General features: G+C 73.1%; 23 protein-coding genes. 14 read left to right on the top strand and 9 right to left on the bottom strand.

What is annotated here, in order from left to right:
• Window positions 1–28: 28 nt before the first annotated feature.
• The 3 genes from ABZV78_RS10710 to ABZV78_RS10700 are packed head-to-tail and all read right to left on the bottom strand — an operon-like array spanning window position 29 to window position 3,205.
• A complete protein-coding gene (locus ABZV78_RS10710; RefSeq protein WP_355637406.1) occupies window positions 29–376 on the bottom strand; it encodes a DUF779 domain-containing protein in 348 nt (115 codons plus the stop codon).
• On the bottom strand, window positions 376–1,881 hold the full coding sequence (gene adh, locus ABZV78_RS10705) for an aldehyde dehydrogenase (RefSeq protein WP_355637404.1): 1,506 nt from the start codon (window positions 1,879–1,881) through the stop codon (window positions 376–378). Before adh ends, ABZV78_RS10710 begins: the two co-directional genes overlap by 1 nt.
• Before the next feature lie 40 nt (window positions 1,882–1,921).
• Complete coding sequence (locus ABZV78_RS10700) at window positions 1,922–3,205, bottom strand: GAF domain-containing protein (protein WP_355637402.1); 1,284 nt, start codon at window positions 3,203–3,205, stop codon at window positions 1,922–1,924.
• A 130-nt stretch (window positions 3,206–3,335) separates the two neighbouring features.
• Between ABZV78_RS10700 and ABZV78_RS10695 the strand changes: the two genes are divergently transcribed.
• The 7 genes from ABZV78_RS10695 (at window position 3,336) to ABZV78_RS10665 (ending at window position 10,906) form a co-directional block, all read left to right on the top strand.
• On the top strand, window positions 3,336–4,196 hold the full coding sequence (locus ABZV78_RS10695) for a hypothetical protein (RefSeq protein ID WP_355637400.1): 861 nt from the start codon (window positions 3,336–3,338) through the stop codon (window positions 4,194–4,196).
• A gap of 180 nt (window positions 4,197–4,376) precedes the next feature.
• Complete coding sequence (locus ABZV78_RS10690; protein WP_355637398.1) at window positions 4,377–5,042, top strand: response regulator transcription factor; 666 nt, start codon at window positions 4,377–4,379, stop codon at window positions 5,040–5,042.
• A complete protein-coding gene (locus tag ABZV78_RS10685) occupies window positions 5,039–6,091 on the top strand; it encodes a HAMP domain-containing sensor histidine kinase (RefSeq protein ID WP_355637396.1) in 1,053 nt (350 codons plus the stop codon). Before ABZV78_RS10690 ends, ABZV78_RS10685 begins: the two co-directional genes overlap by 4 nt.
• 101 nt (window positions 6,092–6,192) lie before the next feature.
• The gene (locus tag ABZV78_RS10680; RefSeq protein ID WP_355637394.1) at window positions 6,193–8,376 is read left to right on the top strand and encodes a pyridoxal-phosphate dependent enzyme; all 2,184 of its coding nucleotides are present in this window, start codon (window positions 6,193–6,195) and stop codon (window positions 8,374–8,376) included.
• Window positions 8,373–9,506, top strand: a complete 1,134-nt coding sequence (locus ABZV78_RS10675; protein ID WP_355637392.1) for a D-alanine--D-alanine ligase family protein — start codon at window positions 8,373–8,375, stop codon at window positions 9,504–9,506. Before ABZV78_RS10680 ends, ABZV78_RS10675 begins: the two co-directional genes overlap by 4 nt.
• Window positions 9,503–10,138, top strand: coding sequence for a M15 family metallopeptidase (locus ABZV78_RS10670; protein ID WP_355637390.1), 636 nt, complete (start codon window positions 9,503–9,505; stop codon window positions 10,136–10,138). Before ABZV78_RS10675 ends, ABZV78_RS10670 begins: the two co-directional genes overlap by 4 nt.
• Before the next feature lie 81 nt (window positions 10,139–10,219).
• Window positions 10,220–10,906, top strand: a complete 687-nt coding sequence (locus ABZV78_RS10665; protein WP_355637388.1) for a hypothetical protein — start codon at window positions 10,220–10,222, stop codon at window positions 10,904–10,906.
• A 70-nt stretch (window positions 10,907–10,976) separates the two neighbouring features.
• Here the strand turns inward: ABZV78_RS10665 and ABZV78_RS10660 are convergent, their stop codons facing one another.
• The 3 genes from ABZV78_RS10660 to ABZV78_RS10650 are packed head-to-tail and all read right to left on the bottom strand — an operon-like array spanning window position 10,977 to window position 13,281.
• Window positions 10,977–11,966: a transporter gene (locus ABZV78_RS10660; protein ID WP_355637386.1), complete on the bottom strand. Its 990-nt coding sequence runs from the start codon at window positions 11,964–11,966 to the stop codon at window positions 10,977–10,979.
• Window positions 11,963–12,853 (bottom strand): ABC transporter ATP-binding protein, encoded by an 891-nt coding sequence (locus ABZV78_RS10655; protein WP_355637384.1) that lies wholly within the window; start codon window positions 12,851–12,853, stop codon window positions 11,963–11,965. Before ABZV78_RS10655 ends, ABZV78_RS10660 begins: the two co-directional genes overlap by 4 nt.
• Window positions 12,854–12,864: 11 nt before the next feature.
• A complete protein-coding gene (locus tag ABZV78_RS10650; protein WP_355637382.1) occupies window positions 12,865–13,281 on the bottom strand; it encodes a GntR family transcriptional regulator in 417 nt (138 codons plus the stop codon).
• A 105-nt stretch (window positions 13,282–13,386) separates the two neighbouring features.
• Between ABZV78_RS10650 and ABZV78_RS10645 the strand changes: the two genes are divergently transcribed.
• Complete coding sequence (locus ABZV78_RS10645; protein ID WP_355637380.1) at window positions 13,387–13,824, top strand: hypothetical protein; 438 nt, start codon at window positions 13,387–13,389, stop codon at window positions 13,822–13,824.
• An 80-nt stretch (window positions 13,825–13,904) separates the two neighbouring features.
• Here ABZV78_RS10645 and gabT read toward each other — a convergent pair whose 3' ends face one another.
• Window positions 13,905–15,173, bottom strand: coding sequence for a 4-aminobutyrate--2-oxoglutarate transaminase (gene gabT, locus ABZV78_RS10640; protein WP_355637378.1), 1,269 nt, complete (start codon window positions 15,171–15,173; stop codon window positions 13,905–13,907).
• 3 nt (window positions 15,174–15,176) lie between these two features.
• A complete protein-coding gene (locus tag ABZV78_RS10635; RefSeq protein ID WP_355637376.1) occupies window positions 15,177–16,613 on the bottom strand; it encodes a gamma-aminobutyraldehyde dehydrogenase in 1,437 nt (478 codons plus the stop codon).
• Window positions 16,614–16,754: 141 nt separating this feature from the next.
• On the opposite strand from ABZV78_RS10635, the gene ABZV78_RS10630 reads away from it, so the two are divergent.
• Both ABZV78_RS10630 and ABZV78_RS10625 read left to right on the top strand, forming a co-directional pair.
• On the top strand, window positions 16,755–18,194 hold the full coding sequence (locus tag ABZV78_RS10630; RefSeq protein ID WP_355637374.1) for an aldehyde dehydrogenase family protein: 1,440 nt from the start codon (window positions 16,755–16,757) through the stop codon (window positions 18,192–18,194).
• A gap of 29 nt (window positions 18,195–18,223) precedes the next feature.
• Entirely contained in the window at window positions 18,224–18,838 is a 615-nt protein-coding gene (locus ABZV78_RS10625; protein WP_355637372.1) for a DUF2625 family protein, read from the top strand.
• 19 nt (window positions 18,839–18,857) lie between these two features.
• Here the strand turns inward: ABZV78_RS10625 and ABZV78_RS10620 are convergent, their stop codons facing one another.
• Window positions 18,858–20,090, bottom strand: a complete 1,233-nt coding sequence (locus ABZV78_RS10620) for an SUKH-3 domain-containing protein (RefSeq protein ID WP_355637370.1) — start codon at window positions 20,088–20,090, stop codon at window positions 18,858–18,860.
• Window positions 20,091–20,171: 81 nt separating this feature from the next.
• On the opposite strand from ABZV78_RS10620, the gene ABZV78_RS10615 reads away from it, so the two are divergent.
• Genes ABZV78_RS10615 through ABZV78_RS10600 form a run of 4 tightly spaced genes read left to right on the top strand, consistent with a single transcriptional unit; the run spans window position 20,172 to window position 25,716 of the window.
• The gene (locus ABZV78_RS10615; protein WP_355637368.1) at window positions 20,172–20,585 is read left to right on the top strand and encodes a YbaB/EbfC family nucleoid-associated protein; all 414 of its coding nucleotides are present in this window, start codon (window positions 20,172–20,174) and stop codon (window positions 20,583–20,585) included.
• 5 nt (window positions 20,586–20,590) lie between these two features.
• Entirely contained in the window at window positions 20,591–20,947 is a 357-nt protein-coding gene (locus tag ABZV78_RS10610) for a hypothetical protein (protein WP_355637366.1), read from the top strand.
• A gap of 24 nt (window positions 20,948–20,971) precedes the next feature.
• Window positions 20,972–25,276, top strand: coding sequence for a toxin glutamine deamidase domain-containing protein (locus tag ABZV78_RS10605; RefSeq protein ID WP_355637459.1), 4,305 nt, complete (start codon window positions 20,972–20,974; stop codon window positions 25,274–25,276).
• Entirely contained in the window at window positions 25,273–25,716 is a 444-nt protein-coding gene (locus ABZV78_RS10600) for a hypothetical protein (RefSeq protein ID WP_355637364.1), read from the top strand. The genes ABZV78_RS10605 and ABZV78_RS10600 overlap by 4 nt, the downstream gene beginning before the upstream one ends.
• Window positions 25,717–25,735: the final 19 nt, after the last annotated feature.

Genomic DNA, 25,735 nt, shown 5'->3' with positions numbered 1-25,735 from the left:
CAAGTCCATGATCGCCGGACTCGAGAGGTCAGCGGGCGAGGTGGGAGCGGATGAGGAAGCGGACGCCCTCGGGGGCCTCCAGCGAGAAGCCGCTGCCCCGGCCGGGCACCACGTCGACCGTGAGCCGGGTGTGCTTCCACAGGTTCCACTGGGACGTGGACATCCAGAACTCGACCGGTTCGGGCACGCCCTCCACCTCCAGCGAGGCGAGCAGCACGTCCGAGCCGCCGGTGCGGAACTCACCGGCCGGGTAGCACATCGGGGCGCTGCCGTCGCAGCAGCCGCCGGACTGGTGGAACATGATCGGCCCGTGGGCCGCCCGCAGCGACCGGATCAGTCCGGCCGCCGCGGGCGTCAGGGTGACGGGGTCACCCATCAGAAGAAGCCCAGCTTCTTGGGGGAGTAGCTGACCAGCAGGTTCTTGGTCTGCTGGTAGTGCTCCAGCATCATCTTGTGGTTCTCCCGGCCGATGCCGGACTGCTTGTAGCCGCCGAACGCGGCGTGCGCCGGGTAGGCGTGGTAGCAGTTGGTCCAGACCCGGCCGGCCTGGATCGCCCGCCCGGCCCGGTACGCGGTGTTGATGTCCCGGGTCCAGACGCCGGCACCGAGGCCGTACAGGGTGTCGTTGGCGATCTTCACGGCGTCGTCCAGGTCGGCGAAGGAGGTCACCGAGACCACCGGACCGAAGATCTCCTCCTGGAAGATCCGCATCGAGTTGTCGCCCTCGAAGATCGTGGGCTGCACGTAGTACCCGCCGGACAGCTCGCCGCCCAGGTCGGCCCGCTCGCCGCCGGTGAGCACCTTCGCGCCCTCCTGCCGGCCGATGTCCAGGTAGGACAGGATCTTCTCGAGCTGGTCGTTGGACGCCTGCGCTCCGATCATCGTGTCGGTGTCCAGGGGGTGGCCCTGCTTGACCTGCTGCGTCCGGGAGACGGCGGCGGCCAGGAAGTCGGAGTAGTGGCCCTGCTGGATCAGCGCCCGGGACGGGCAGGTGCAGACCTCGCCCTGGTTGAGCGCGAACATCGTGAAGCCCTCGAGGGCCTTGTCCCGGAAGTCGTCGGAAGCAGCGCTGACGTCGTCGAAGAAGATGTTCGGGCTCTTGCCGCCCAGCTCCAGGGTGACGGGTTTGATGTTCTCGCTGGCGTACTGCATGATCAGCCGCCCGGTGGTGGTCTCGCCGGTGAACGCCACCTTCGCCACCCGGGGCGAGGAGGCCAGCGGCTTGCCCGCCTCGACGCCGAAGCCGTTGACCACGTTGACCACGCCCGGCGGGAGCAGGTCGGCGACCAGCGAGAGCAGGTAGTGGATCGAGGCCGGGGTCTGCTCGGCCGGCTTGAGCACCACGGCGTTGCCGGCGGCGAGCGCCGGGGCGAGCTTCCAGACCGCCATGAGGATCGGGAAGTTCCACGGGATGATCTGCCCGACCACGCCGAGCGGCTCGTGGAAGTGGTACGCCACGGTATCGTCGTCGATCTCGCCGAGCGAGCCCTCCTGGGCCCGGACCGCCCCAGCGAAGTAGCGGAAGTGGTCGATCGCGAGCGGGATGTCGGCGGCCAGCGTCTCGCGTACCGGCTTGCCGTTCTCCCAGGTCTCGGCGATGGCGAGGGACTCCAGGTTCTCCTGCATCCGGTCGGCGATCCGGTTGAGGATGAGCGACCGTTCGGCGACCGAGGTGCGGCCCCAGGCGTCGGCGGCGCCGTGCGCGGCGTCGAGCGCCTTCTCCACGTCCTCGGCGGTGCCCCGGGCCACCTCGCAGAAGGTCTGCCCGGTCACCGGGGTGGGGTTCTCGAAGTACCGGCCGCCCTGCGGCTTCACGTACTCGCCGCCGATGAAGTGGTCGTAGCGGGACTGCCAGTGGGTGGGGGCGTCGTAGCGCGTCATGGGTACCTCCGCCGTCCGTCAGGGTGGATGGCGGAGGACGTTAGTTTCCGCGACGTTGCAGCAACGTTGCGCGCGGCAGGTCGTACTCCTCGGCGAGCTGGCGGGCCCGGGCCAGGGCGAGCGGCCGGCGCGGCGCGCCCGGCGGCAACGCCCGGGCCAGGGCCTGCCAGGCGGTGAGGTCGTCGGCGCCGGCGGGGGTCGAGGTCCAGGCGGCGAGCAGCGCCGGGTCCGCGGCGGCCAGCACGGCCGCGCGGAGCTGGCCGTCGACCAGCCGGCGCAGTCGCGCCACTCCGGGCGCGTCGGACCCGGGCAGCAGGGACCCGGGGTACGCCCGGAGCGCTCCCGCCGGGTCGCCGTGTTCCAGCAGTTCGGTGACGGTACGGAAATCCGCCCGGACGGTCGGCCGCAGCCGGTACGGGCGGGAGTCGAGCAGTTGCTCGCCGAGCGCCCGGCGCAGCCGGGACAGTTCGGCGCGCAGGGTGACCGGGTGCAGCCGGTCGTCGCCGTAGAGGTCGAGGCCGAGCTGTTCCCCGGTGCGCCCCTCGGGGTGGTCGAGGAGCAGCACCAGCAGCTCGCTGTGCCGTCGGCCGAGCCGGATCCGTCGGCCGCCGACGCGCAGCTCCGCCTCGTCCCGGCCGAGGGCGGCGACGTGCAGCACGTCGGGCTCGGCGGGGACGGCGCCGGCCAGGAACGCCTCGGCGGCCCGGGCGGTGGCCCGGACCAGGGCCAGGCTCTGCGGGGTGGCCAGGTGGTCCCCGCCGGTGATGTCGACGGCGCCGAGCAGCCGTCCGGTGACCGGGTCGTGGATCGGTGCGGCGGCGCAGGTCCAGCGCTGCACCGGCCGGACGAAGTGCTCGGTGGCGAAGATCTGCACGCTGTGGTCGACGGCCAGGGCGGTGCCGGGCGCGTTGGTGCCGGCGTGGGCCTCGTCCCAGCGGGCGCCGGGCACGAAGTTCATCCGCTCGGCGTGCCGGAGCACCCCGGGGTGCCCCTCCACCCAGAGCAGCCGCCCGTCCGCGTCGCAGACCGCCATCAGGTGCGCGCCGTCCAGCGCGATGCCGCCGAGCAGGTCGCGGAAGAGGGGCAGCACGCGGGCCAGCGGGTGGGCGGCGCGGTAGCTCGCCAGCGCGTCGTCGGTGAGGTCGACCGGGGCGGTGGCCTCGGGGTCGAGCAGCGCGGACCGCTCCCACGACCGGCGGACCACGTCGCGGACCCGGCCGGTGGTGGTGCCGGCGGTGAGGAACGCTTCGTGGGCGGCGCCGACCTGCGCGATCCGCTCCGCCGGATCGGCGCCGAATTCCAGGGCGAGCCACGGGTCAGCCATCGGCGACCTCCTCGCGCCCATGGTGACCCAGCTCACCGCCGATCGCCAAGCCGCCTCCGAACTTGTCATTGACAAGTTCCGTTCTCCTCCGCAAACTTGACAGCGACAAGATGCGATCGGGGAGGTCGAGATGGAACTGACGACGGTCCGGAAGATGTGGCAGCTCATCGAGCCCGTGCACGCGCTGGTCTACTACGCGCCGGAGCTGACCGAGGAGGCCGCCGCGCTCGGCCTGCCCACCGGGGAGCGCTGGCCCGGCTACTTCGCGCTGCGCAGCGCCCCGCTCGGCGCGGCCGGGCCGAACCTGGTAGCCGCCACCTACTACAGCTTCAGCCCCCGGATGGTCGCCGAGTACGTGCCGGCCGTCTGGGCCACCGCCGACCCGACCAAGGTCCTCGCCGCCCGGCTGTCCGGGGTGGACCGGGCGCTGCGCGCCCTGCTCGGCGAGCGGGTCGAGTCGGCGGAGCTGGCCGAGGCCGCCGCCCTGGCCCGCCGCGCGGTCCGCGCCGCCGACCTGGGTGGCCGCCCGCTCGCCGCCGCCAACGCCGACCTGCCCTGGCCGGACGCGCCGCACCTGGCGCTCTGGCAGGCCACCACGATCCTGCGCGAGCACCGGGGCGACGGCCACATCGCGGCGCTGCGCACCGCCGGGCTGGACCCGGCGGAGTCGCTGGTCTCCTTCGCCGCCGTCGGGGCCGCCCCGGCGGAGGTCTTCGCCAGCCGCCGGTGGACCGCCGAGGAGTGGGCCGCCGCCCGCGAGCGGCTGGCCGCCCGGGGCCTGGTCGACGGCGACGGGGTGGCCACCGAGGCCGGCCGCCGGCTCCGTGACGAGGTCGAGCGGCGGACCGACGAATTGGCCGCCGCGCCGTGGCGGGCGCTCGGGCCGGCCGTCGGCCGGTTCGCCCAGCTGGTCGCCCCGCTCACCCAGGCGATCGTGGCCACCAACCTGCTCCCGGCGCAGAGCACCCTGGGGATCACGCGCCTGCAGTGATCCGGCTCACTCCCCAGCCTCCGGTGGCCCCTCCGGCCCGGACGAACGCCCCAGACGGCGCGACGGGGACCGGTCCGTGCCCGCCGACGTGGAGGATTGCTCCGGCGGCGCTTACGGAACCCTTATCTCCTGCCTGGGACCGTATGCCGGACGGACGAGGAGCACGGGGGAGCGGAAGCGGTGCGGGTGCTGGTGGCGGACGACGAGCGGTTGCTGGCGGACACGGTCGCCGAGGGGCTGCGTCGGTTCTCGATGGCGGTCGACGTCTGCTACGACGGCGACGGCGCGCTGGAGCGGATCGGGGTCAACCGGTACGACGTGGCCGTGCTGGATCGGGACATGCCCGGCGCCACCGGCGACGAGGTGTGCCGCAGCCTCGCCGGATCCGACGCCGGCACCCGGGTGCTGCTGCTCACCGCCGCCGCCGGCATCCGCGACCGGGTGGCCGGCCTCGGGCTGGGCGCCGACGACTACCTGACCAAGCCGTTCGCCTTCGCCGAGCTGGTGGCCCGGGTGCAGGCGCTGGGCCGGCGTTCCGCCCCGGCGGTGCCGCCGGTGCTGGAGCGGCACGGGGTGTTGCTCGACGTGGCCCGGCACGCGGTCACCCGGGACGGGCGGCCGCTCGGCCTCAGCCCCAAGGAGTTCGCCGTCCTGCACGTGCTGATGCGCGCCGGCGGCGGCGTGGTCAGCGCCGAGGAGCTGCTGGAACAGGCCTGGGACGAGTTCGCCGACCCGTTCACCAACGCGGTCCGGGTCACCGTGATGACGCTGCGCAAGAAGCTCGGCCAGCCGTCCGTGATCCACACCGTGCCGAAGGCCGGCTACCGGATCGGTGACCCGGCGTGAGCCCCCGTCGTCGCGTCCTGCTGGTCGGGGCGCTCGCCCTGCTCGGCGGATACTGGCTGCCCGGCCTCGGCAAGCAGCTGCTCGGCGCGGTGTGGTGGCGGGCGCAGGCGTTCTGCGACCTGCAGACGGTCGGCGTGGTGTGCGAGCCCGCCCGCCCGCTCATCCCGGTGCTTCCCGGGCTGATCGAGTTGCTGGTCATGCTGGCCGGTGTGTTCGCGGTCTGGGGCGCGGCCCGCTGGTGCCTGCGCCCGGTGCGCGACCTCGCCGACCCGATCGCCGACCTCGGGCCGCAGAACCTGGGCCACCGGATCCGCCGCGGCGGCCGCGACGAACTGGCCCGGCTCGCCCGCGCCATCGACGACATGATGGACCGGGTCACGGCCGGCTACGAGGGGCAGCGGCGGTTCGCCGCGAACGCCTCGCACGAGCTGCGCACACCGCTGGCGGTGCAGCGCACGCTGATCGAGGTCGGCATGGCCCAGTCGCTCACCGGCGAGCAGCTCGACCTGCTCACCGCCCAGCTGCTGGCCACCAACGAGCGCAACGAGCGCCTCATCGAGGGCCTGCTCGCGCTCAGTGAGAGCGACCAGGGGCTGCGCTCCTCCACCCCGCAGCGCCTCGACGAGATCGTCACCAGCGTGCTGGCCGCGTACGCGGACCGGGCGGCCGAGGCCGGGGTGACCGTGGAGAGCCGGCTGGCGCCCCGGGTCGTGCCGGGCGAGCGGGTGCTGCTGGAGCGCCTGGTCGGCAACCTGGTGGAGAACGGGATCAAGTACAACCGGCCGGGCGGGGGGCTCACCGTCACCGTCGGCGCGGATCCGGCGTTGACCGTCACCAACACCGGCCAGACCGTCCCGGGCGAGGCGGTCGCCGGCCTCTTCGAACCCTTCCGGCGCCTGGCCCGGGACCGAACCAACCAGGGCGGCGGTGCCGGCCTCGGCCTGGCCATCGCCCGCTCGATCACCCAGGCGCACGACGGCATCATCGCCGCCCGCGCGGGCGAGGACGGCGGCCTGCGCGTCGACGTCCAGCTACCCGCCGTGCGCTGACCCACCCTTCGAAGACCCTCGGGAGCCGCCGATGCGGCATCCCGCGATGCCACCTGCCCGAAAACGGCCGACGGCGTGCGACGCCGGGAGAGGAGACCACCGTGCCGACCCGTACCGATCAGGCCGCGACGCCGGCCGGCCGGGTGGTCTGGGCCGACGTGGCCAAGGGCGCCTGCATCATCCTCGTGGTGCTCTGGCACGTCATCGTCAAGCACTACCTGCGGATCGACTGGCGGATCCAGCTGCCGGTGCCGGGGGCTTGGGGACTGCTCGGCGAGCAACTGCTCCCGCTGCGGATGCCGCTCTTCTTCACGATCTCCGGGATCTTCGCGGCGAACGCCGTCGCCCGGCCGTGGCGGGTGGCCGGCCGCCCCCGGATCGCCCGGAACCTCCACCTCTACGCGACCTGGCTGCTCATCCACACCGCCCTGCTGGCCCTCGCGCCGGACTTCCCGACCGACCGGGCCACCAGCCTCGGCGGCCTGCTGGCCCAGCTCACCGTCACGCCCTCCAACCTCTGGTACCTGTACGCGCTGGCGCTCTACTTCGCGCTGGCCAAGGCACTGCGCCGGGTCCACCCGGCGCTGCTGCTCGCCGCCTCGGGCGCGCTCTCCGCCGTGGCGGCGACGGGCCTGCTGGACAGCCCGGGCAACCGCGGGCAGGTCTACCAGAACCTGGTGTTCTTCCTTGCCGGCGTGCATTTGCGGCCGTACCTCCAGCGCTGGGCAGCCGGCGCGACCGCCCGCCGCCTCGCCGGGATCGGAACGGCGTACGCCGTCGCGCTGGCCGCCATGGCGCTGGCCGGGGCCGAGGGCTGGCCCGGCGTACGGCTGCTCGTGTCGGTCGTCGCGGTGGCGTTCGGCGTCACCGCGGCGGCCCGGGTGGCCCGGCTCCGGGTCGTCGGCGGGGCGCTCGCCCGGCTCGGCCGCCGGACCCTGCCGATCTACGTGATCCACATGCCGGTGCTGGCCCTGCTGCACCGGCTCCTCGCCGGCCCGGTCGCCGACCTGAACCGGCCCGGGCGGGCGCTGCTGGCGGCCGGTTACCCGGTCCTGCTCACCGCGGTGGTGCTGGCGCTCAGCCTGGCCGTCCACCGTGGACTCACGGCGGCCGGCGCGCGTTGGCTGTTCGACCTGCCGCGCCGCGCCGGCGCCGACCACAACCGAGAAGGAGAGACCATGTCCCGCAGCCACGCTCCGGCTCTGCCGGACCGGGCCAGCGTCGAGGAGGCCGCCTGGTGGCTGTCCGGCCGGGTGGTGCGTACCCCCGTGCTGAACTGCCCGGCGATCGACCGGCTGGCCGGCGCCCGGATCCTGCTCAAGGCGGAGAACCTCCAGACCGGGGGCTCGTACAAGATGCGCGGCGCCATGCTGGCGGTGGGCCGGCTCGCCGCGGCCGGCCACACCGGGGTGGTCGCGCAGAGCACCGGCAACCACGCCGTGGCGGTGGCCCTCGCCGCCCGCCGGCACGGGCTGGCCGCGACCGTGGTGCTGCCGGTCGACGCCGCGCCCGTGAAGGTGGCCCGGGCCCGGGCGGCCGGCGCACGGGTCGTCCTCGCCGGCACCACCGTCGAGGAGCGGCTGGCCGCCGCCCGGCAGCTCGCCGATGCCGACGGTCACCCGCTGGTCGACGCGTACGACCACCCGGACGTGGTGGCGGGGCAGGGCAGCGCCAGCCTGGAGCTGATCGAGGAGGCGGAACGGGCCGGCACCCCGCTGGACGCGCTGGTGGTGCCGGTGGGTGGGGGCGGCGGAATCGCCGGGGCCTGCCTGGCCGCCGCCGGCACCCCGATCGAGGTGTACGGCGTCGAGCCGGTCGGCTGCGACTCGCTGGCCCGCAGCCTCGCCGCCGGCCGGCCCACCCCGGTCGCCCCGGCGCCCACCATCGCCGACGGGCTCCGCCCGAGCTGCGTCGGCGACCTGCCGTTCGCCGTGGCGCGGGACGCCGTCCGGGGCGTCGTCCGGGTCGACGACGACGCGATCGCCGAGGCGTTCCGGCTGCTCCTGCTGGAGCTGAAGGTGCTGGTCGAGCCGTCCGGGGCGGCCGGGCTGGCCGGCGCGCTGCGGCTGGCGGTCCAGCCGGGCGGCCCCGACGGAGCGCTGTGGCCGGCGGGCGATTCCGACGACGCGCTGCGGCCGGCGGGTGGCGTCGACGGCGGCCGGCCGGGGCGGTACCGGACGATCGGCGTGGTGCTGACCGGCGGCAATGTCGAGGCGGAACTCATTTCCCGGTTGGCGAGCGGACCCGTCGCCGACCTGGCTCGGATGGAAGGGGTGGCGGCGTGAGGGCTGCGGTTCGGATCGGCGTCCTGTTCGGTGGCCCGTCGGCGGAGCACGAGGTCTCGTGTGCCTCGGCGCTCGGCGTGGCCCGCGCCCTGACCGAGCGGGGCCATCAGGTGGTTGCGCTCGGGATCACCCGCACCGGCGGGCTGCGGCTGGTGCCGGAGCCGGTGCTGGCCGAGCGCCGCGCGAGCGTGGGCGGCGGCCTGGCCATCGACGACCGGCTGCCGGTGACCGGCCCGGCCGTGGAGCTGCGGGCCGGGGCGAGCGCCGGCACGGTGGCGGTCACCGCGGCCGACGCGCCCGGGGCGGTGCACGCCGAGCTGGACGTGGTCTTCCCGGTCCTGCACGGCCCGTACGGCGAGGACGGCGTCGTGCAGGGGCTGTTGGAATCGCTCGGGGTGCCGTACGTCGGGTGCGGCATCCTCGCCTCCGCCGTCGGGATGGACAAGGTGGCGATGAAGCGGGCGCTGCGGGCCGAGGGGGTGCCGACCACCCCGCACGTCTGGTTCGACGCGCCGACCTGGCAAGCCGCCGAGGACCCGGAGAAGCTGGTCGTCGGGCTGCGCCGGCCGCTGTTCGTCAAGCCGGCCCGGATGGGCTCCTCGATCGGGATCTCCCGGGTGGCCGAGGGCGACGACCTGGCGGCGGCGGTCGAGGAGGCGTTCCGGCACGACCACGTGGTGCTGGTCGAGCAGGGCGTGACCGGGCGGGAGCTGGAGTGCGGCGTGCTCGGCGGCTGGCGCCCGGAGGCGTCGGCGGTCGGCGAGGTCCGGGTGGCGGGCGGTTGGTTCGACTACCGGCAGAAGTACTTCGGCGACGCGGACCCGATGATCGTCCCGGCGCCGCTGCCCGACGAGGTCACCGAGCGGATCCGGGAGCTGTCCGTCCGGGCGTTCACGGCGATCGGCGGCTGGGGCCTGGCCCGGGTCGACTTCCTCTACGACGAGACGACCGGCGACCTGTTCGTCAACGAGCTGAACACCCTGCCCGGCTTCACGGCGCACTCGATGTATCCGAAGGTGTGGGCCGAGTCCGGCGTCGACTATCCCGAGGTGGTGGACCGGCTGGTCGCGCTCGCCTTCACCCGGCACGCGGCCCGGCCGGCGGCCGTACGGCCCGGTGGTGCGGCATGATCCTGCTCTCCGATCCCCGGGTCGCGGCGGTGTCCAGCCGGGACGACGGCGATCCGCTGGTCGACCTGCGGGAACTGCCGGAGCTGCGGCTGGACACCCGGGCCGCCGACCCCGCCGGGGCGTACGCCCGGGTGCGGCGCGGGGTCGCGGACCGGTTGCTGGCCGCGCAGCGCGCGCTGCCGGCCGGCCTGCGCCTCCTGGTCGTCGAGGGGTACCGGCCGTACCGGGCGCAGCTCGACATCTTCACCGGCTACCGGGACGAGCTGCGCCGGCGCTACCCGGACTGGCCGGCGGAGCGGCTGCACCGGGAGACCACGAAGTTCGTCTCGCCGGTCGAGGTGGCGCCGCACAGCACCGGCGGCGCGGTGGACCTCACCCTGTGTGACGCCGACGGGATCGAGTTGGAGATGGGCACCGCCATCGACGCCACCCCCGAGGACAGCGCCGAGGCCTGCTTCACCGCGGCCCGGCACATCCCGGTGAGCGCGTGGCGGAACCGGCAGGTCCTGGTGGCGGCGCTGAGCGGGGCGGGGCTGGTGAACTACCCGACCGAGTGGTGGCACTGGTCCTACGGCGACCGGTACTGGGCGCTGCTCACCGGAGCGCCACACACTCGTTACGGTCCGTTGTGATCTGCCGCCCCGGCTGAACGGTCCGGCCCTCCCGTCCGTACCAGGCGTCGTACGAGACCACCGGACGACGGGAGAGACAACGTGAAGGTGCAGCGCAAGCACGTGCTGGCGGCGACCGTGGCACTGGCCGCCTCGGCGGTCGTCGCGGTGGGCACGGGGATGGGGTTCGCGGAGACCGCCCCGGCCGGGCAGTCGGCCTGTGCCGGGTCGGTGACCTTCTCGGCCGAGGGCGGGGCGCCGGCGGCGACCAGCGGGCAGTTCCCGGTGGGCACCCGGCTGCGGGTGACCAACCTGGACAACGGCAAGGTGGCCACGGTGACGGTGACCGGCCCGTCGGGCAGTTGCGTGCTGCTCAACGCGGCGGCCATGGATCTGGTCCGTGAGCCGGGCAAGAACGTGATCCGCCGGAACCTGGTCGAGCGCCTCGACGGCGGTGCCCCGGCGACCGGCGCGGCCCGGCCGGGTGGCGGCGCCCCGGCCGGCGAGGCCCGGCCGGGCAACGCCCAGCCGGGCGGCGTGCCCGCCGCCAGCGTCTGCACCGGGGCGATCACCTTCTCCGCCGAGGGCGGGGCGCCGGCCGCCACCAGCGGGCAGTTCCCGGTGGGCACCCGGCTGCGGGTGACCAACCTGGACAACGGCAAGGTGGCGACCGTGACGGTCACCGGGCCGTCCGGGAGTTGTGTGCTGCTCAACGCGGCGGCCATGGACCTGATCCGCGAGCCGGGCAAGAACCTGGTCCGCCGCAACACGGTGGAACTGCTGCGCTGACCGTGCCCGGTCCGGCGCCGGGTGGAACGCCGGGGCGGCTGCCCCGTGGCGTTCCACCCGGCCGGGCCACTCAGGCGATCCGGCGGAGCCGGCGTACGGAGAGGTAGAGCAGGAGGGCGGCGAGGGCGACGAAGATGCCGGTCTCGATCCACTGGAACGGCCAGAACCGGTCCGCCGGCTGGTAGAGCTCCCAGTTGTAGGCGCCGGGTCCGGCGCCGATGTCGGCCCCGCAGCGGCCGCCGTCCGGTGCCTGGCCGCCCGCCGGACACATGATCCGGGTGTCGGCCGCCAGCATCTTCCCGTCGGCGTTGCGCACGCCGCTGGCGAGGACCCAGTTGCCCCGGCCCTCCTGCAGCGGTTCGGCCCCCTCGATCGGGAAGGTGAGGGTGCGGGCGGGCTGGTAGTGCGGTCTGGCCAGAATCGCCACCGCCGCCCGGACCCCGATGAACGCGGCCAGGGTGACGCCCATGGCGGGCAGCATCCGGCGCCAGAGGGTGCCGGCGAAGATGCCGAGCGCCACCGCGAAGAGGGTGTAGCCGATCGGGGCGATGCCCTGCAGGTCGAAGACGATGAAGCCGAGGCGGCCCTCGTGCGCGGCCTGGGTCAGCGGGCTGACCCACCAGGCCATGCCCAGTCCGTAGACGATTGCCAGGGTGACCGTGACGACGACGACCAGGCCGAACTTCACCAGGGCCCACCGCGTCCGGCCGACGCCCTGCGTCCAGGCGAACCGGTGCGTGCCGTGCTCCACCTCGCGGGCGACCAGCGGGGCGCCCCAGAACAGACCGACGAGCACCGGCAGCACGACGAGCAGGACCGCCACCAGGTTCAGGCTCTGGTACCGGTTGGTGAACTGGCGGAACGCCGACTCACAGCCGTTCGCGGTGACCGGGTCGATCTGCGAACGCGCCAGCTGACTGACGCAGTTCGGCAGCCCGAGCTCGGTGAAGCTGTGCCGCATCGACAGGCCGATCGGGATCATCAGGGCCGCCAGCGCGGCGAAGCCGAGCAGGGTGAAGAGCAGCTGCTTGCGGTGCTGCCGCCAGGCCAGCCAGATCATGCCGGCACCTCCCAGGCCGCGTGGCTCGTGGTGGTCTCGCCCTCTGCGAGGTACGCCAGCACGAGGTCCTCCAGGGTCACGTCGTGCACCGTCCACTCGGGATCGGTGATGTCGCCGTCGGTCCGGACCAGCAGGGTCGACTGGCGAGCGGTGTGGCTGGCGCGGACCACGGCGGCCACGCCCTTGATCGGTTCGCCGCTGTGCCGGGGCCCGACCAGCTGCCGGTGGACGGCGACCAGGTCGTCGACCCCGCCGACCAGGTGCACCTGGGCGGCCTGCAGCACGACCAGGTAGTCGCAGACTCGTTCCAGGTCGGCCAGCAGGTGCGAGGAGAGCAGCACGGTCGTCTCGGACTCGGCGACGCTGCCCATCAGCGACTGCAGGAACTCCCGGCGCGCCAGCGGATCGAGGCTGGCGACCGGTTCGTCGAGGAGCAGCAGCCGGGGCCGCTTCGCGAGTGCGAGCGCCAGTGCGACCTGCGCCCGCTGGCCGCCGGACAGCTTGCCGACGGGCAGCTTCGGCGGGATGCCGAGCTGGGCCAGCCGGTTGCGGGCGAGCGCCCCGTCCCAGCGCTTGTTCATCCGGCGGCCCACCTCCACCAGTTGGGCCGCGGTGAAGTCCCGGTAGAGCGGAGTGTCCTGGGCGACGAAGCCGATCTCGGGCAGCACCGACGGGTTGGCGTACGGCGTTTCGCCGAAGATCTGCACCGCGCCGGCGTCCGGCCGCAGCAGGCCGACCGCGAGGTGCAGCAGGGTGCTCTTGCCGGCACCGTTGGGGCCGACGAGGGCGGCGATCCGCCCGGCGGGCAGGCGCAGCGAGCAATCCCGCAGCGCCCAGGTTCTTCCGTACCGTTTGCCGAGCTGCTCGGCCTCCAGCGCGATCTCCATCAGCTGTCCTCTCATCCTGCTGAGGCGGGTTCGGCGCGCGTCGTGCCGGCGACGAGCGCGGCCCGCATGGTGGTCTCGACCAGGGCGGTGACGTCTTCCGGGGTGAGCCCGACGGCGCGGGCGCGGTGCAGCCAGGCCACCAGCTCCTCGCGAAGCTCGGCCTGATCGGCCAACGACGAGCCGGCGACGGTCCGGCGGACAAAGGTGCCGACGCCGGGGCGTCCCTCGACCAGACCTTCGATCTCCAGCTCGCGGTACGCCTTCAGCACCGTGTTCGGGTTGATGGCCAGCGACTGCGCGACGTCGCGGACCTTCGGCAACTGGTCGCCAGCCGTCAGCAGCCCCACCCGCAGGGCCTGTTTGACCTGCTGGATCAGCTGCACATAGGTGTTCACCTTGGACCGGCCGTCCAGTACGAACTCGATCACGCGACGCCCTTCTATTGTCCTACGACAGTAGGACTATAGGACAGGATCGCCCTCCGTGGGGGTCCTTCGGCCGGAGTGTCGGAGGTGGGTCCTAGCGTGCCGGGTGTGGGCATCCTGACCGAATACTTCGCGGCCACCCCGGAGCGGGCGCGCGCCGCCGCCGAGACCGGGCCGAGCGATGAGCTGGAGCCGCTGCGCTGCAAGTTCGTCGACCCGGCCGTGCTCGGCGGTGCACTGTGGGAGGTGGTGCGGCACGGCCGCCTCGGTTCACCGCGGAACGCGCTGTACGCCAGCGCCGAGCGGGTCGACACCAACGACGAGTTCGGGCCCTACCTGGTGCGGCTGAAGCCGGACTTTGTGCGCGAACTGGCGGCGCTGCCGGACGAGCGCCTGCTGCCGGTCGCCACCGAATGGCGCACCGCCGAGGAGTGGATGGGGGAGCCGGAGGTGGAACTGATCGCCGAGCTCGTCGTCGAGCTGCGCCGGGTGGCGCGTGCGGCCAGCGGGGACGGGCTCGACGCCTACTGCTGGATGTGTCTCTGACCCGGGAGAGGGTGGAACACCACGGGCGGCACCTGGGGGGGTCGACGCCCGTGGTGTTCCACGATCGGGGCTGACCTCGGTCAGCCGAAGGCGGCCTCCAGGATGTCCAGGCCACGGGCCAGCTCGTCGTCGGAGATGACGAGCGGCGGCAGGAAGCGCAGCACGTTGCCGTAGGTGCCGCAGGTCAGGGTGAGCAGCCCGGCCGCGTGGCAGGCCGCCGAGATCGCCGCCGCGGCGGCCGGGTCCGGGGTCAGCGTGCCCGGCTGGACGAGCTCCACGGCGAGCATCGCGCCGCGGCCGCGCACCTCGGCGACGCGCGGGTCGCGGTCGGCGATCCCGCGCAGCCGGTCGACCATGACCGTGCCGATCCGCCGGGCGGCGGCGGCCAGGTCCAGCTCGTGCATGGTCTCGATGGCCGCGAGCGCGGCCGCGCAGGCGATCGGATTGCCGCCGTACGTCCCGCCCAGGCCGCCCACGTGCACCGCGTCCATCAGCTCGGCCCGGCCGGTGACCGCGGCCAGGGGCAGCCCGCCGGCGATCCCCTTGGCCAGGGTGACCAGGTCCGGCTCGACACCCTCGTGCTGGCAGGCGAACCAGTCGCCGGTCCGGCAGAACCCGGTCTGGATCTCGTCGGCGACGAACACCACCCCGGCGGCGGTCGCCCACTCGCGCAGCGCCGGGAGGAACCCCTCGGCCGGCACCACGAAACCACCCTCGCCCTGGATCGGCTCGATGAGCAGCGCCGCCACGTTCTCCGCGCCGACCTGCTTCTCCACCATCTCGACGGCCCGCGCCGCGGCCGTCGCGCCGTCCAGCCCGCCGTCGCGCAGCGGGTACGACATCGGCACCCGGTAGACCTCACCGGCGAACGGCCCGAACCGGTGCTTGTACGGCATGTTCTTCGCGGTCAGCGCCATGGTCAGGTTGGTCCGGCCGTGGTAGGCGTGGTCGAAGACCACCACCGCCGGCCGCCCGGTGGCGTGCCGCGCGATCTTCACGGCGTTCTCCACCGCCTCCGCGCCGGAGTTGAACAGCGCCGAGCGCTTCTCGAAGTCGCCCGGGGTCAGCGCGTTGAGCTGCTCGCAGACCGCCACGTACGACTCGTAGGGCGCGACCATGAAGCAGGTGTGGGTGAAGCGCTCGACCTGGGCGCGTACCGCCTCGACCACCTTCGGCGCGGAGTTGCCCACGTTGGCGACCGCGATGCCGGCCGCGAAGTCGATCCACTCCCGCCCGTCGACGTCGGTGATCGTCCCGCCGCCCGCGTGGTCGACGTAGGCGGCGATCGTGCTGCCGACGCCCCGGGCCACGGCCGCCCCTCGGCGCTTGTGCAGTTCCTCGCTGGACATGGGTCAGCCCTCGATGTTGTGCATGACGTGCTTGATCCGGGTGTAGTCCTCCAGGCTGTAGACCGAGAGGTCCTTGCCGTGCCCGGAGTGCTTGAAGCCGCCGTGCGGCATCTCGGAGACGAACGGGATGTGCGTGTTCACCCAGACGCAGCCGAAGTCCAGCCGGCGGGTCATCCGCATGGCCCGGCCGTGGTCCTTCGTCCACACCGAGGCCGAGAGGCCGTAGTCCACGCCGTTGGCCCAGCGCACCGCCTCGTCCTCGTCGGAGAAGCGCTGCACGGTGATGACCGGGCCGAACACCTCGTCCTGGATGATCTCGTCGGCCTGGCGGACCCCGGAGACCACGGTCGGTGCGTAGAAGTAGCCGCGCTCGCCGACCTGGGAGCCGCCGGTGTCGACCTTCGCGTGGTCCGGCAGCCGGTCGACGAAGCCGCGTACCCGGGCGAGCTGGTTGGCGTTGTTCAGCGGGCCGTAGAGCACGTCCTCGTCGTCCGGCGCGCCGGTCTTCGTGTTGCGGGCCTGCTCGGCGAGGGCGGCCACGAAGTCGTCGTGGATGCCGGGGCCGGCGAGCACTCGGGTGGCGGCGGTGCAGTCCTGGCCGGCGTTGAAGTAGCCGCCCACCGCGATCGCCTCGGCCGCCGCCTCGATGTCGGCGTCGTCGAAGATCACGACGGGGGCCTTGCCGCCCAGCTCCAGGTGGGTCCGCTTGAGGTCCGGCGCGGCCGCGGAGGCCACCTCCATGCCCGCGCGGGTCGAGCCCGTGATGGACACCAGCTGCGGGGTCGGGTGGGAGACGAGGGCGCGACCGGTGTCCCGGTTGCCGCAGACCACGTTGAACACGCCCGGCGGGAAGAACTCGGACGCGATCTCGGCCAGCAGCAGCGTCGACACCGGGGTGGTGTCGGAGGGCTTCAGCACCACCGTGTTGCCGGCCGCCAGGGCCGGGGCGATCTTCCAGACCGCCATCATGAGCGGGTAGTTCCAGGGCGTGACCTGGGCGCAGACGCCGATCGGCTCGCGCCGCACGTAGGAGGTGTGCCCGGCCATGTACTCCCCGGCCGAGCGCCCCTCCAGCAGGCGGGCGGCGCCCGCGAAGAACCGGAACTGGTCCACCGCCGGCGGCAGCTCCTCGTCGGCGGTGAGCTGGCGGGGCTTGCCGGTGTTGCGCACCTCGGCGTCGACCAGCTCGGCCGCCCGGGACTCCACCGCGTCGGCGAGCTTGAGCAGGGCCTTCTGCCGCTCGCCCGGGGTGGCGTCCCGCCAGGTCTCGAACGCGGCGGCGGCCGCCTTCATCGCCGCGTCCACGTCCGCCGCCCCGGAGACCGGCGCCTGGGCGAAGACCTCGCCGGTGCACGGGTCGATCAGGTCGGCGTAGCCGCCGTCCACCGGGTCGACGTACTCGCCGTTGACGAAGTTGCGCAGCTGCTGCTGATCGCTCATCAGAAGTCTCCGAGGGGTGGCCGGGGGGAAGGTCTGCGGAGGTTATCGCAATCTGACTGCCATCTTGGCTACTGAATCCGAGGCAGACAAGGGTTTGAGCAACTGTTTCCGCGCGGCCTTGTGTGGTCTACGCTGCCGAGCGTGGAGCCGAGAGCCTTCTATGTCGCCGGCCGCCCCGCCCACGGCGAGGGTGAGCTGACCGTCACCCACCCGTACGACGGCCGGACGGTGGGGCGTACCACCCTCGCCACGCCCGACCAGGTCGAAGCCGCCGTCGCGGCAGCCGCCGAGGTGGCCGCGGCGGCCGCGGCCCTGCCCGCGCACGCCCGCGCGGCCGCCCTCGACCACGTCTCCCGGCGGCTGGCCGAGCGGGCCGACGAGGTCGCCGCGCTGATCACCGCCGAGAACGGCAAGCCGGTGAAGTGGGCGAAGGCCGAGGTGGGTCGGGCGGTCTCCACCTTCCGCTGGGCCGCCGAGGAGGCCCGGCGCTTCTCCGGTGAGCTGCAACGCCTCGACACCGACCCGGCGGCCACCGGCCGGATCGCGCTGGTCCGGCGGGTGCCCCGCGGCCCCGTCCTGGGGATCGCGCCGTTCAACTTCCCGCTGAACCTGGTCGCGCACAAGGTCGCCCCGGCCATCGCCGTCGGCGCACCCATCGTGGTCAAGCCGGCCCCGGCCACCCCGCTCTCCGCGCTGCTGCTCGGCGAGATCCTGGCCGAGACCGACCTGCCCGCGGGGATGTTCTCGGTGCTGCCGCTGCCCAACGAGCGCGCCGCCGAACTCGTCGCCGATCCCCGGCTGCCGGTGGTGTCGTTCACCGGCTCCGGACCGGTCGGCGCGGCCATCCGCCGGGCCGCCCCGGACAAGCACGTCACCCTGGAACTCGGCGGCAACGCGGCGGCGGTGATCTGCGAGGACTGGTCGTCGGACGGGGACCTCACCTTCGCCGCGCACCGGATCGCCACCTTCTCCAACTACCAGGCCGGGCAGTCGTGCATCGCGGTGCAACGGGTGTACGTGCACGAATGGCTCTACGACGGCTTCCTGCCCCGGCTCGTCGCGGCCGTCGAGGAGCTGCGCACCGGCGACCCAACCTCCGAACTGACCGACGTGGGGCCGCTGGTCTCCGTCGAGGCGGCGGAACGCGTCGAGGCCTGGGTCGACGAGGCGGTCGCCGCCGGCGCCACCATCGAGGTCGGCGGGCGGCGGGACGGCGCCACCTACCCGCCGACCGTGCTCAGCGGCGTGCCGGCGTCGGCCAAGGTCTGCACCGAGGAGGTGTTCGGGCCGGTGCTCGTGGTCGCCCCGGTCCCCGACGCCGAGGCCGCGTTCGCCGCGGTCAACGACTCGGCGTACGGGTTGCAGGCCGGGGTGTTCACCCACAACCTGCAGACCGCGTTCCTCGCGTCCCGGACGCTGGAGGTGGGCGGGGTGATCGTCGGGGACGTGCCGTCGTACCGCGCCGACCAGATGCCGTACGGCGGCGTGAAGGGCTCCGGCGTGGGGCGGGAAGGGCTGCGCAGCGCCATGGACGACTACACCGAGCCGCGCGTCATGGTGCTGACCGGGGTGAAGCTGTAGCGCTCGGGTCTCTCTGCCAGGCTGAGCCGGTGGAGCAGTCAGCGTGGCCCGAGGTGGCGGAGGCCGTGGCGGCCGCGCCGTACCCCGTCGAGGTGCTGCCGGCCGACCCGGCGCGGGCGTCCGCGTGCCTGGCGGCCCTGGAGATCACCACCCGGTCCTGGCTCGGTGCGGTGGTCGCCCACACCGGGGGCCTGCTGGTCGACCACGGCTGGCTGCGGGTGCTCGGCAGCGGCCACGGCGGCCTGCCGGACGTGCCCGGTGAGTCCGACGCCGCGTCCGGCATGGTTGTCGTCGGCTACGACGTCATGGGCGGCCAGTTCGCCTGGTTGCAGCCGCAACCCGGGGCGCGGCCGACCATCCACTACTTCGGGCCCGACGACCTGGGTTGGCTCGACCTGGAGCAGGGGTACGCCGACTGGCTGTACGCGGTCCTCGCCGGCTCGCTGACCCGCTTCTACGAGAACCTGCGCTGGCCCGGCTGGGAAGCAGAGGTCGCCGGCCTCGCGCTACACCAGGGGCTCAGTGTCTGGCCGCCGCCCTTCACCAGGGAGGGCAAGGACCTCTCGGTGGTCTCCCGGAAGGCGGTGTCGCTCGCCGAGGCGGTGTCGTTCTACCAGGACGCCGCACGACAGCTCGGCTCCTGACCGCGCCCCGGACGGAACCTCACCAGGTGCCGTCGTCGTGGACCCGGGCGGGGGCGCGGCCGAGCAGCAGGGTGGTGAGTGCGGCGTCGATGTCGGGGCCGAGGAACCACTCGCCGGCCTGGTCGAGCGCGAAGATCCGGCCGTGCTCGTCGACGGCGATGATGCTCTCCTGGCGCTCGGTGCCGAGCGGGAACAGCCGGACGCCCAGCACGGCACCGAAATCTGCGAGCGTGTCGGCGGTGTGGGCCATCTTGCGCGGACGGATGTCGAAGCGGGAGACCCAGACCTCTTCCCCCGGCCCTTGCCGTGCACTGACCAGTCCGGGGAACGCGGTGATGGCCGCCATCGCCGCCGGAAAGGCGCGGTGTGCGTGCCGCCTGCCGCTGACCTCGGTGACCTTCCGGATCGAGGCGGCGGCTGACACCTCGTCGCCGAAGTGCGGCCGCCAGCCGGCGACCACGAGAGCGTTCGCGACGTCAGCGGGAAAGCGGCCGGGTTGGGGATCGGCCTGCGGCTCCGCATGCCACTCCTCGGCGTAGGCCAGTTCTGGCCAGGGGAGGAGGTTGAAGTGCACCAGGAACCTGATGCAGGAGTCGCAGCGCAGTTCGCCCGGGCCGCCTGCCGGGTCGCCCGGTTCCCGGACACGGAAGAACTCCATCCGGGCCTTCCCGAGAAGCGATCTGGCCTCCTCGAAGTCGAGTGAGGCGCGACCGGAGGCGACTCGTCCCTGGTCGTACTCGTGCAGGACGTCGGAGACGACGATCATCTCGGCGTGCCGCTCGCCGCCCCGGACCAGGTGGCCGGGGGCCAGCTCGTCCAGGTAGGACCGGACCAGCGGATGGTGGTGCAGCTCGACGTCGCCCTTGGCCCCGTGGGCGACGTGCAGGCGACCGTCGAGGGTGAGGTGCGCCGCGGCACCGGGTGTGGGCAGCCGGGTGATCTCCCGCAGCAGTTGGCCGGTCGGGTCGACAGTGCGTGGCGCGCGCGGCTCGGCCGGCCGACGCTGGCGGAACGCCTGCTCCACGGCGGCGATCGGCACGCGGGGCCAGGTCGACACCTCGCCGGTCGCCTTGTCGATGACCGTGGTCGGCAGGTCGCCCGGGAGGGCCCGGGCGCCGGCAGCCACAGTGGACGTGATCAGGTAGCCCAGCTCGAACTCCTCGACCACCGGAGTGCACGGAAATCCCAGTCGCTCGGAATCCCGCCGAGCCCATACGGCGGCGAGTTGCTCGGCCTGCTGTCGTTCGATCACAGCCTGAAGTTACCGGACCCCACGGATTCCGTGGCGCCCGGTATGGTCGGCCCTACTGACGGTGACGGAAGGGGAGCGGTGGTGGTCGAAAGTGCGGACCGGGAGGCGAACCGCGCGCTGCGTGAGCGGTTCGACGAGGTGTACGGCCAGTACCAGCGACTCCGGTCCGGTTTGGACGAACTCCAGACCAGACTCGCCGAGCTGCGGGTGACCGAGCGCTCCGACGACGGCCAGGTGACCGCGGTCGTCGGGGCCCGCGGTGAGCTGATCAGCGTCGAGGTCGCTCCCTCGGTCTTCCACGACCGGGACGCCAGAGCGCTGGGCCGGAAGATCACCGACACCGTGCTGCGGGCGTCCCGCTCCGCGGTCGACGCGACCCGCGAGCTGGTCGCCGGCTACCTGCCGCCGGGCTCGCCGTCGGTGGAGTTCCTGCGTACCAACGATTTCGGGGCCCTGCTGGGCCGGGCGGACGCCGTCCTTTCGCGTGGCGAGTGACGGCCGTGGCCGACGGACAGCTCTGGCTGGACCCTGACCGGGCCCGGCGTGGCGGTGCCGACCTGGCCCTGGCCGGGGAGGCCGTCGCCACCTCCCGGCGGGAGGCGGGCGACCCGATCGCGGCGGCGAGCGCGCAGCGGCCGTGGGGTCGGGACGACATCGGCGCCGCCTTCGACAAGCACTACCAGGGCTACGCGGAGACCCTGCTGCGGGCCTGGGAGATCCTCGGCCGTTCGCTCGAAGGGCTGGGCACCGACGTGGTGCGTTCCGTCGCCGCCACCGTGGAGACCGACCTGACCAACGCCCGCCAGCTCGGCGAGATCCCGCACCAGCAGCACAACCCGCACCGGCCCTGGCGCTGACCACCGGAGGATCCGCGCGTGAGCATGCTGCCCAGCCCGATCCCGCACCCGCTCGACTACTGCCCCTGGGACGTGCCCGCCTGGATCTACGAGGCGCTGGACTGGGTCGTGGGCGTCGAGTGGCCGGAGGGCAACGAACGCGCCGTCTGGGACCTGGCCGACCAGTGGTACGGCGTGGCCGACGTCCTGGCCGGCCCGCGGAACGACGCCATCACCGCCGCCGGCGAGGTCCGCAGCGGATACGGCGGCGTCGGCCTGGTGGCGCAGGCGTTCGACGTCGCCTGGGGCAAGGTCGGCGAGGGCGAGGACGCGCCCCTGCACGTCCTGCTGGCTGCCACCGGTGAGCTGGGCAAGCTGGTCGACTCGTGCGGATGCGACATCGAGGGCGCCAAGCTGGAGGCCTGGATCGAGCTGGGCATCCTGGTAGTCGAGCTGCTCTCGCTCGCGGTGGCCACCGTGTTGACCATGGGCGCCGCCTCGCCTGCGGCCGGCGCCGCGATCACGGCCAGCCGGGTCGCCGTGCAGCAGATCTTCAAGCGGCTGGTGGCCCAGTTGGCCCGCAAGGCCGTCAAGGAGGGGCTGAAGGAGGCCGGCGAACGGGCCGCCAAGGAGGTGGTGAAGAGCGGTGCCCGGGGGCTCGCCCGCCGGGCCGTGCTCGGCGGACTGGTCGAGGCGGGGCAGGAGGCCGGCACCAGCCTGGCGACCCAGGCGTACCAGAACTCGACCGGCCGCCGGGACGGCCTGGACCTGACCGACGTGGGCACGTCGGGGCTCGGTGGCTTCGCCGGCGGCGCAGCGGCGCCGCTGGCCGGCCTCGGGCGGCACGCGCACGGGCGGTTCGCCCAGGTCGGTGAGCGCTTCGGGCGGGAGATGGCCGGCGAGACCCTGGCCGAGAGCGCGGCGGGGCTCGCCACCGGTCAGGACCTGTCGCTGGAGGACCTGGCCCGGGCCGCGGCCTCTGGCGCCGGCGGCTCCGCCACCGGGCAGGCCGACAGCGCCCTGCGCCACCGGCTCGACGAGAAGCTGAGCGGCCTTCCCACGCAGCCGATGGACCTGGGGCTCCCGCCGTCCGGCGACGTCGCCGGCCTCATCCCGGCCCAGCGGACAGCAGCCGAGCCGGACCCGCTCACCGCGGCCTCCAGCCCGGGACCGGCGGTGCGCCCCGAGGGCATGGACCCGCGTGTGGCATCAGCTGCCGCCTCGTCGCCCGTTGCGGCGGGACCCGCGCCGGTGCCGCTCCCGACGTCCATCGACCCCGAACGTCCGGCGGCAGGTGCCGCCGCCTCACCGCTTCATTCGGGGCAGCCGGAACTGACGAGCCCGGCGCGGATGGAAGCGACGGCAAGCGCGGCGCAGGTGGAGGTGACAGCGAGCCCGACGCTCTCGTCCGTGGCCGTCGACGCGCCCACCGCAGGCTGGCCGTTCTCCGGCACCGAGGTGAAGGGCGGCGGTCCGATCAACGGACCATCGGTGACCGATCCGGGCATGCCGACCCAGGCGACATCGGTGCAGGCGGCATCGGCGCCGAGCGCGGCAGACTCGTCCGCTACAACGCTGCCACCATCGACCAGATACTCCCCGACGCCGCAGGACTCGGCTTCGTCCGGCACCGGCCGGAGTCCCTTGATCGCCACCCCACCGGCCCATCCCCAGGCCGCACCGACCACCGACCCGGGGCCGTCGCCAACCGGGCCCGACGCCCGGCGCACGCCGAACCCCCGCTTTCCTCTGCTGGAGGCGCTGGCCCCACAGCGCCCCGCGTCCGACCCGCCGCCGGCACTAGAAGGCCCCTTGGACCCGCTGCCGCCCCGACGGCCGCCATCCCAGGAACGGGCCGCGCGACTCGCCGCCGACCGGGAGGCCCTTGACCGACGCCGCTACCAGGGCTACCTACGGTCCCAGCGGGAGTGGTACGAGGAGAGCCGACGTCAGCAGAGGGCGGACTGGCTTCACGAGCGCGCTGACTACCACGAGGAGCGCGCCAGCGACTGGGCGGCGCAAGCCACCGAACTGCGTCGGGCCGGCCGGAGCCTGGCTGCCGCGCGGTGGCACCGAGAGGCGCACGAGGCCAGCATCGAGGCCCTCGAACTGCGTGAGGAGGCGCAGCGGGTCCTCGCCGGATCGGTGGTGCCCGCCGAGGTGATGGTCGAGGACGATCTCGACTTCTACCGGATCAACGACGACGTCGCCGACCTCGCGCCGGGCGCCGTGGAGACGGCGGACCACTCGGCGCTCACCGGCCACGGCCATCCACCGCCGATCGACCGCTCCCGCCGGTACGGCATGCGGGGCGGTCTCCGGCCACCGCTCGCGCTGCACCAGACCGACCTGGAGCGACAGATGCCGCGCAACCCCGACGGCAGTGTGGTGCGCACCGCCGATCCCCGCCAGGGCAACTGGTTCCAGCTGGCGAACGACGGTGGACCGGCCGCGGACGCCACCCGGGGCATCAACTGCCTCGACTGCACCTTGTCACTCTTCGAGACCTGGATGCACGGCCGGCCGCGGGTATCCGCGCCGCGCACCTTCGACGGTTACCTGCTCGGAGACGTCCATCAGCCGGTCGGCGGCGAGGCGGACGGACCTCGCCGGGTCGAGGAGACCACCGGCGGCCGGTTCCAGAACCTCTGTCCCGCTGCCCTGCCGGGCGTCCCCGATTACGAAACACGTGAGGTGATCGAGGACGGTTATCGCGACCTGCACGCGCAGTTGCTGGCGGGTGGCCACGGCAGCTACGCCTTCCTCATCACCGGCCTGGAGGGCGGCGGCTCACACGCCTGGGTGGCGGTGAACCAGAACGGCACCGTCCTCTACCTCGACCCGCAGATGGGCAGGGTGAGCAGACATCCGCTCTACACCCACAGCGGTGTGCGGAGCCCTTACAACGTCGTGGGCCTCGACGCGCTGGTGCTCGGCCCCGACGGCCGGCCGATGCCCCTGGCCGGCCGCCCGCCGGGTGACTACAACGTTCTGCCCGACCCGGTGGAACCACCCGCGCCACCCCGACCGCTCGATCCGCCCCTACCCGAAGACGGGGACGCCCCGGACTTCAACAACGTCCACCTGCTCGGCGAATCCACCACCTTCCACCGGCCGGACGACACCTCGTTCCCCGGGCGCGCTCCCGACGCGGAGTCGGAGGCGGTCCAGCTGCGGAACGCGCACCGCGACGCGCACGCCGACCGGATCGCCGCCGGGCTATACGTCCGGGACGCGCTGACCGCGAGCGGAAGCCTGGACGAGGTCTTCGCCGCCGGGGTGACGCCGGTCGAGCTGGCGCAACATGTCGACGGGCCGACGCTGCAACGGCTGGTGCCGGAGTTGGACGCGGCGGCGGCCGGCGACCTGACGCGGCTGCTCGCCGACCCACGCGTCCAGCAGATGCTCGACCAGACGTGGGAGGCGCCGCCCCGAGGCGAGGAGTTGCTGGCCGAGACCCTGGTACGGCAGCTCGTGCAGCGACCGGACCTGGTCCGGATAATCCTGTCGACCCCGGAACTCGCGAACTCGCTGACCGCCCGCCCGGTCACCCTCCACCACCTGGCCAGCCACCAGAAGGCGATCGACGTGCTGGGCGACGTCCTGCACGACATCGCGGCGCACGGTCCGAGGGCTGTGATCACACCCGAGACGACGGAGCCAACACCCACGCCCGTCACCGAGCAGCAACGCCGGATCACCGCGGGGATCGCGAACCGCGGACAATCGAACGTGCAGCTGGGTTTCGACAACTCCCGGCGTGATGACGAGACCTACCGGCTCACCTACGTCGATCAGATGTATGCCGACGCGGCTGTGGCGCAGCGGGAACTTAATGAACTCGCTATCGCCGTTGCCGGGGACCATGGGCAGCCCGGCTGGAGGACGGAGCCGAAGAGCAGGGAACGGGTGCTGGACAAGCTCGTGGAATACGAGAACGACGCGTCCCAGCTGAAAGACTTGGCTGGCGCCAAGGTGCAGTTCCGCAGACTCGATGACGTCTACCGAGCCTTGGCGCGACTGGCCGACGACCCGCAGGTGGTGATTCTCCACATCAAGGACCGATTCCTCGATCCGCAGCAGAGTGGCTATCGCGACGTGCTGTTGAACCTCCGCATGTCCAACGGCCATGTTGCGGAGCTTCGGCTGCACCTGGCTTCGCTCGACGACGTCGCGGAATGGGAGCATGCCCTGTACGAGGTTCGGCGTGATCTTGAGGTGATGCCCGAAACCGGCGGACGGCCGTTGACCGAAGGTGAGAGAGCTATCCGGGACGGATTGTTGCGACGGGCACAGGACATCTACTGGCAAGCACTGAACGAGACGCTGGGGGAGGCGCCACCGCGATGAGCCAGGTGAGGGGCTTGGTCCTGCCCAGATTTTTCAGCTACTACGACTCTCCGCTGAAGCTGGTCGAGACTACCGACGGTGGCGTTGCTGGATGGCGGCTGTCCAAGGACACCGGTGGCTGGAACGCTGCGAACAACCTGATCAACAAGGTGCTCTTCGTTGGCGGCGACGAGGTCAGCCAGATATCGCGCGAGGAGTTCATTCAGCTCACGGAGCACGACCGTGGCCGCTACCTCCGCGGCGAAGGGGCCATCTTTGCTCTTTACGAGACGGTGAGGGCAATCGAAGAGACCCTGGGTCGTGAGCGACGCTATCCGACGCTTGAGGAGCAGGCGCTGATCAGGGGGATTCGGCGGCGGACGTTCGTGATGTTCGAGGAGCAGCTTCAGCAGGCCGGTGACCCGGGCGCCGACCCCACCATCGGCACCGCCGCCTCCTGACCCCGCCTGGAAATGTCTT

Origin of the sequence: Micromonospora sp. NPDC004540, from assembly GCF_040610095.1 — a bacterium.
Taxonomy (GTDB): domain Bacteria; phylum Actinomycetota; class Actinomycetes; order Mycobacteriales; family Micromonosporaceae; genus Micromonospora.
Note: the sequence above shows the minus strand (reverse complement) of the source record. Positions and strands in the feature narration are given on the sequence as shown.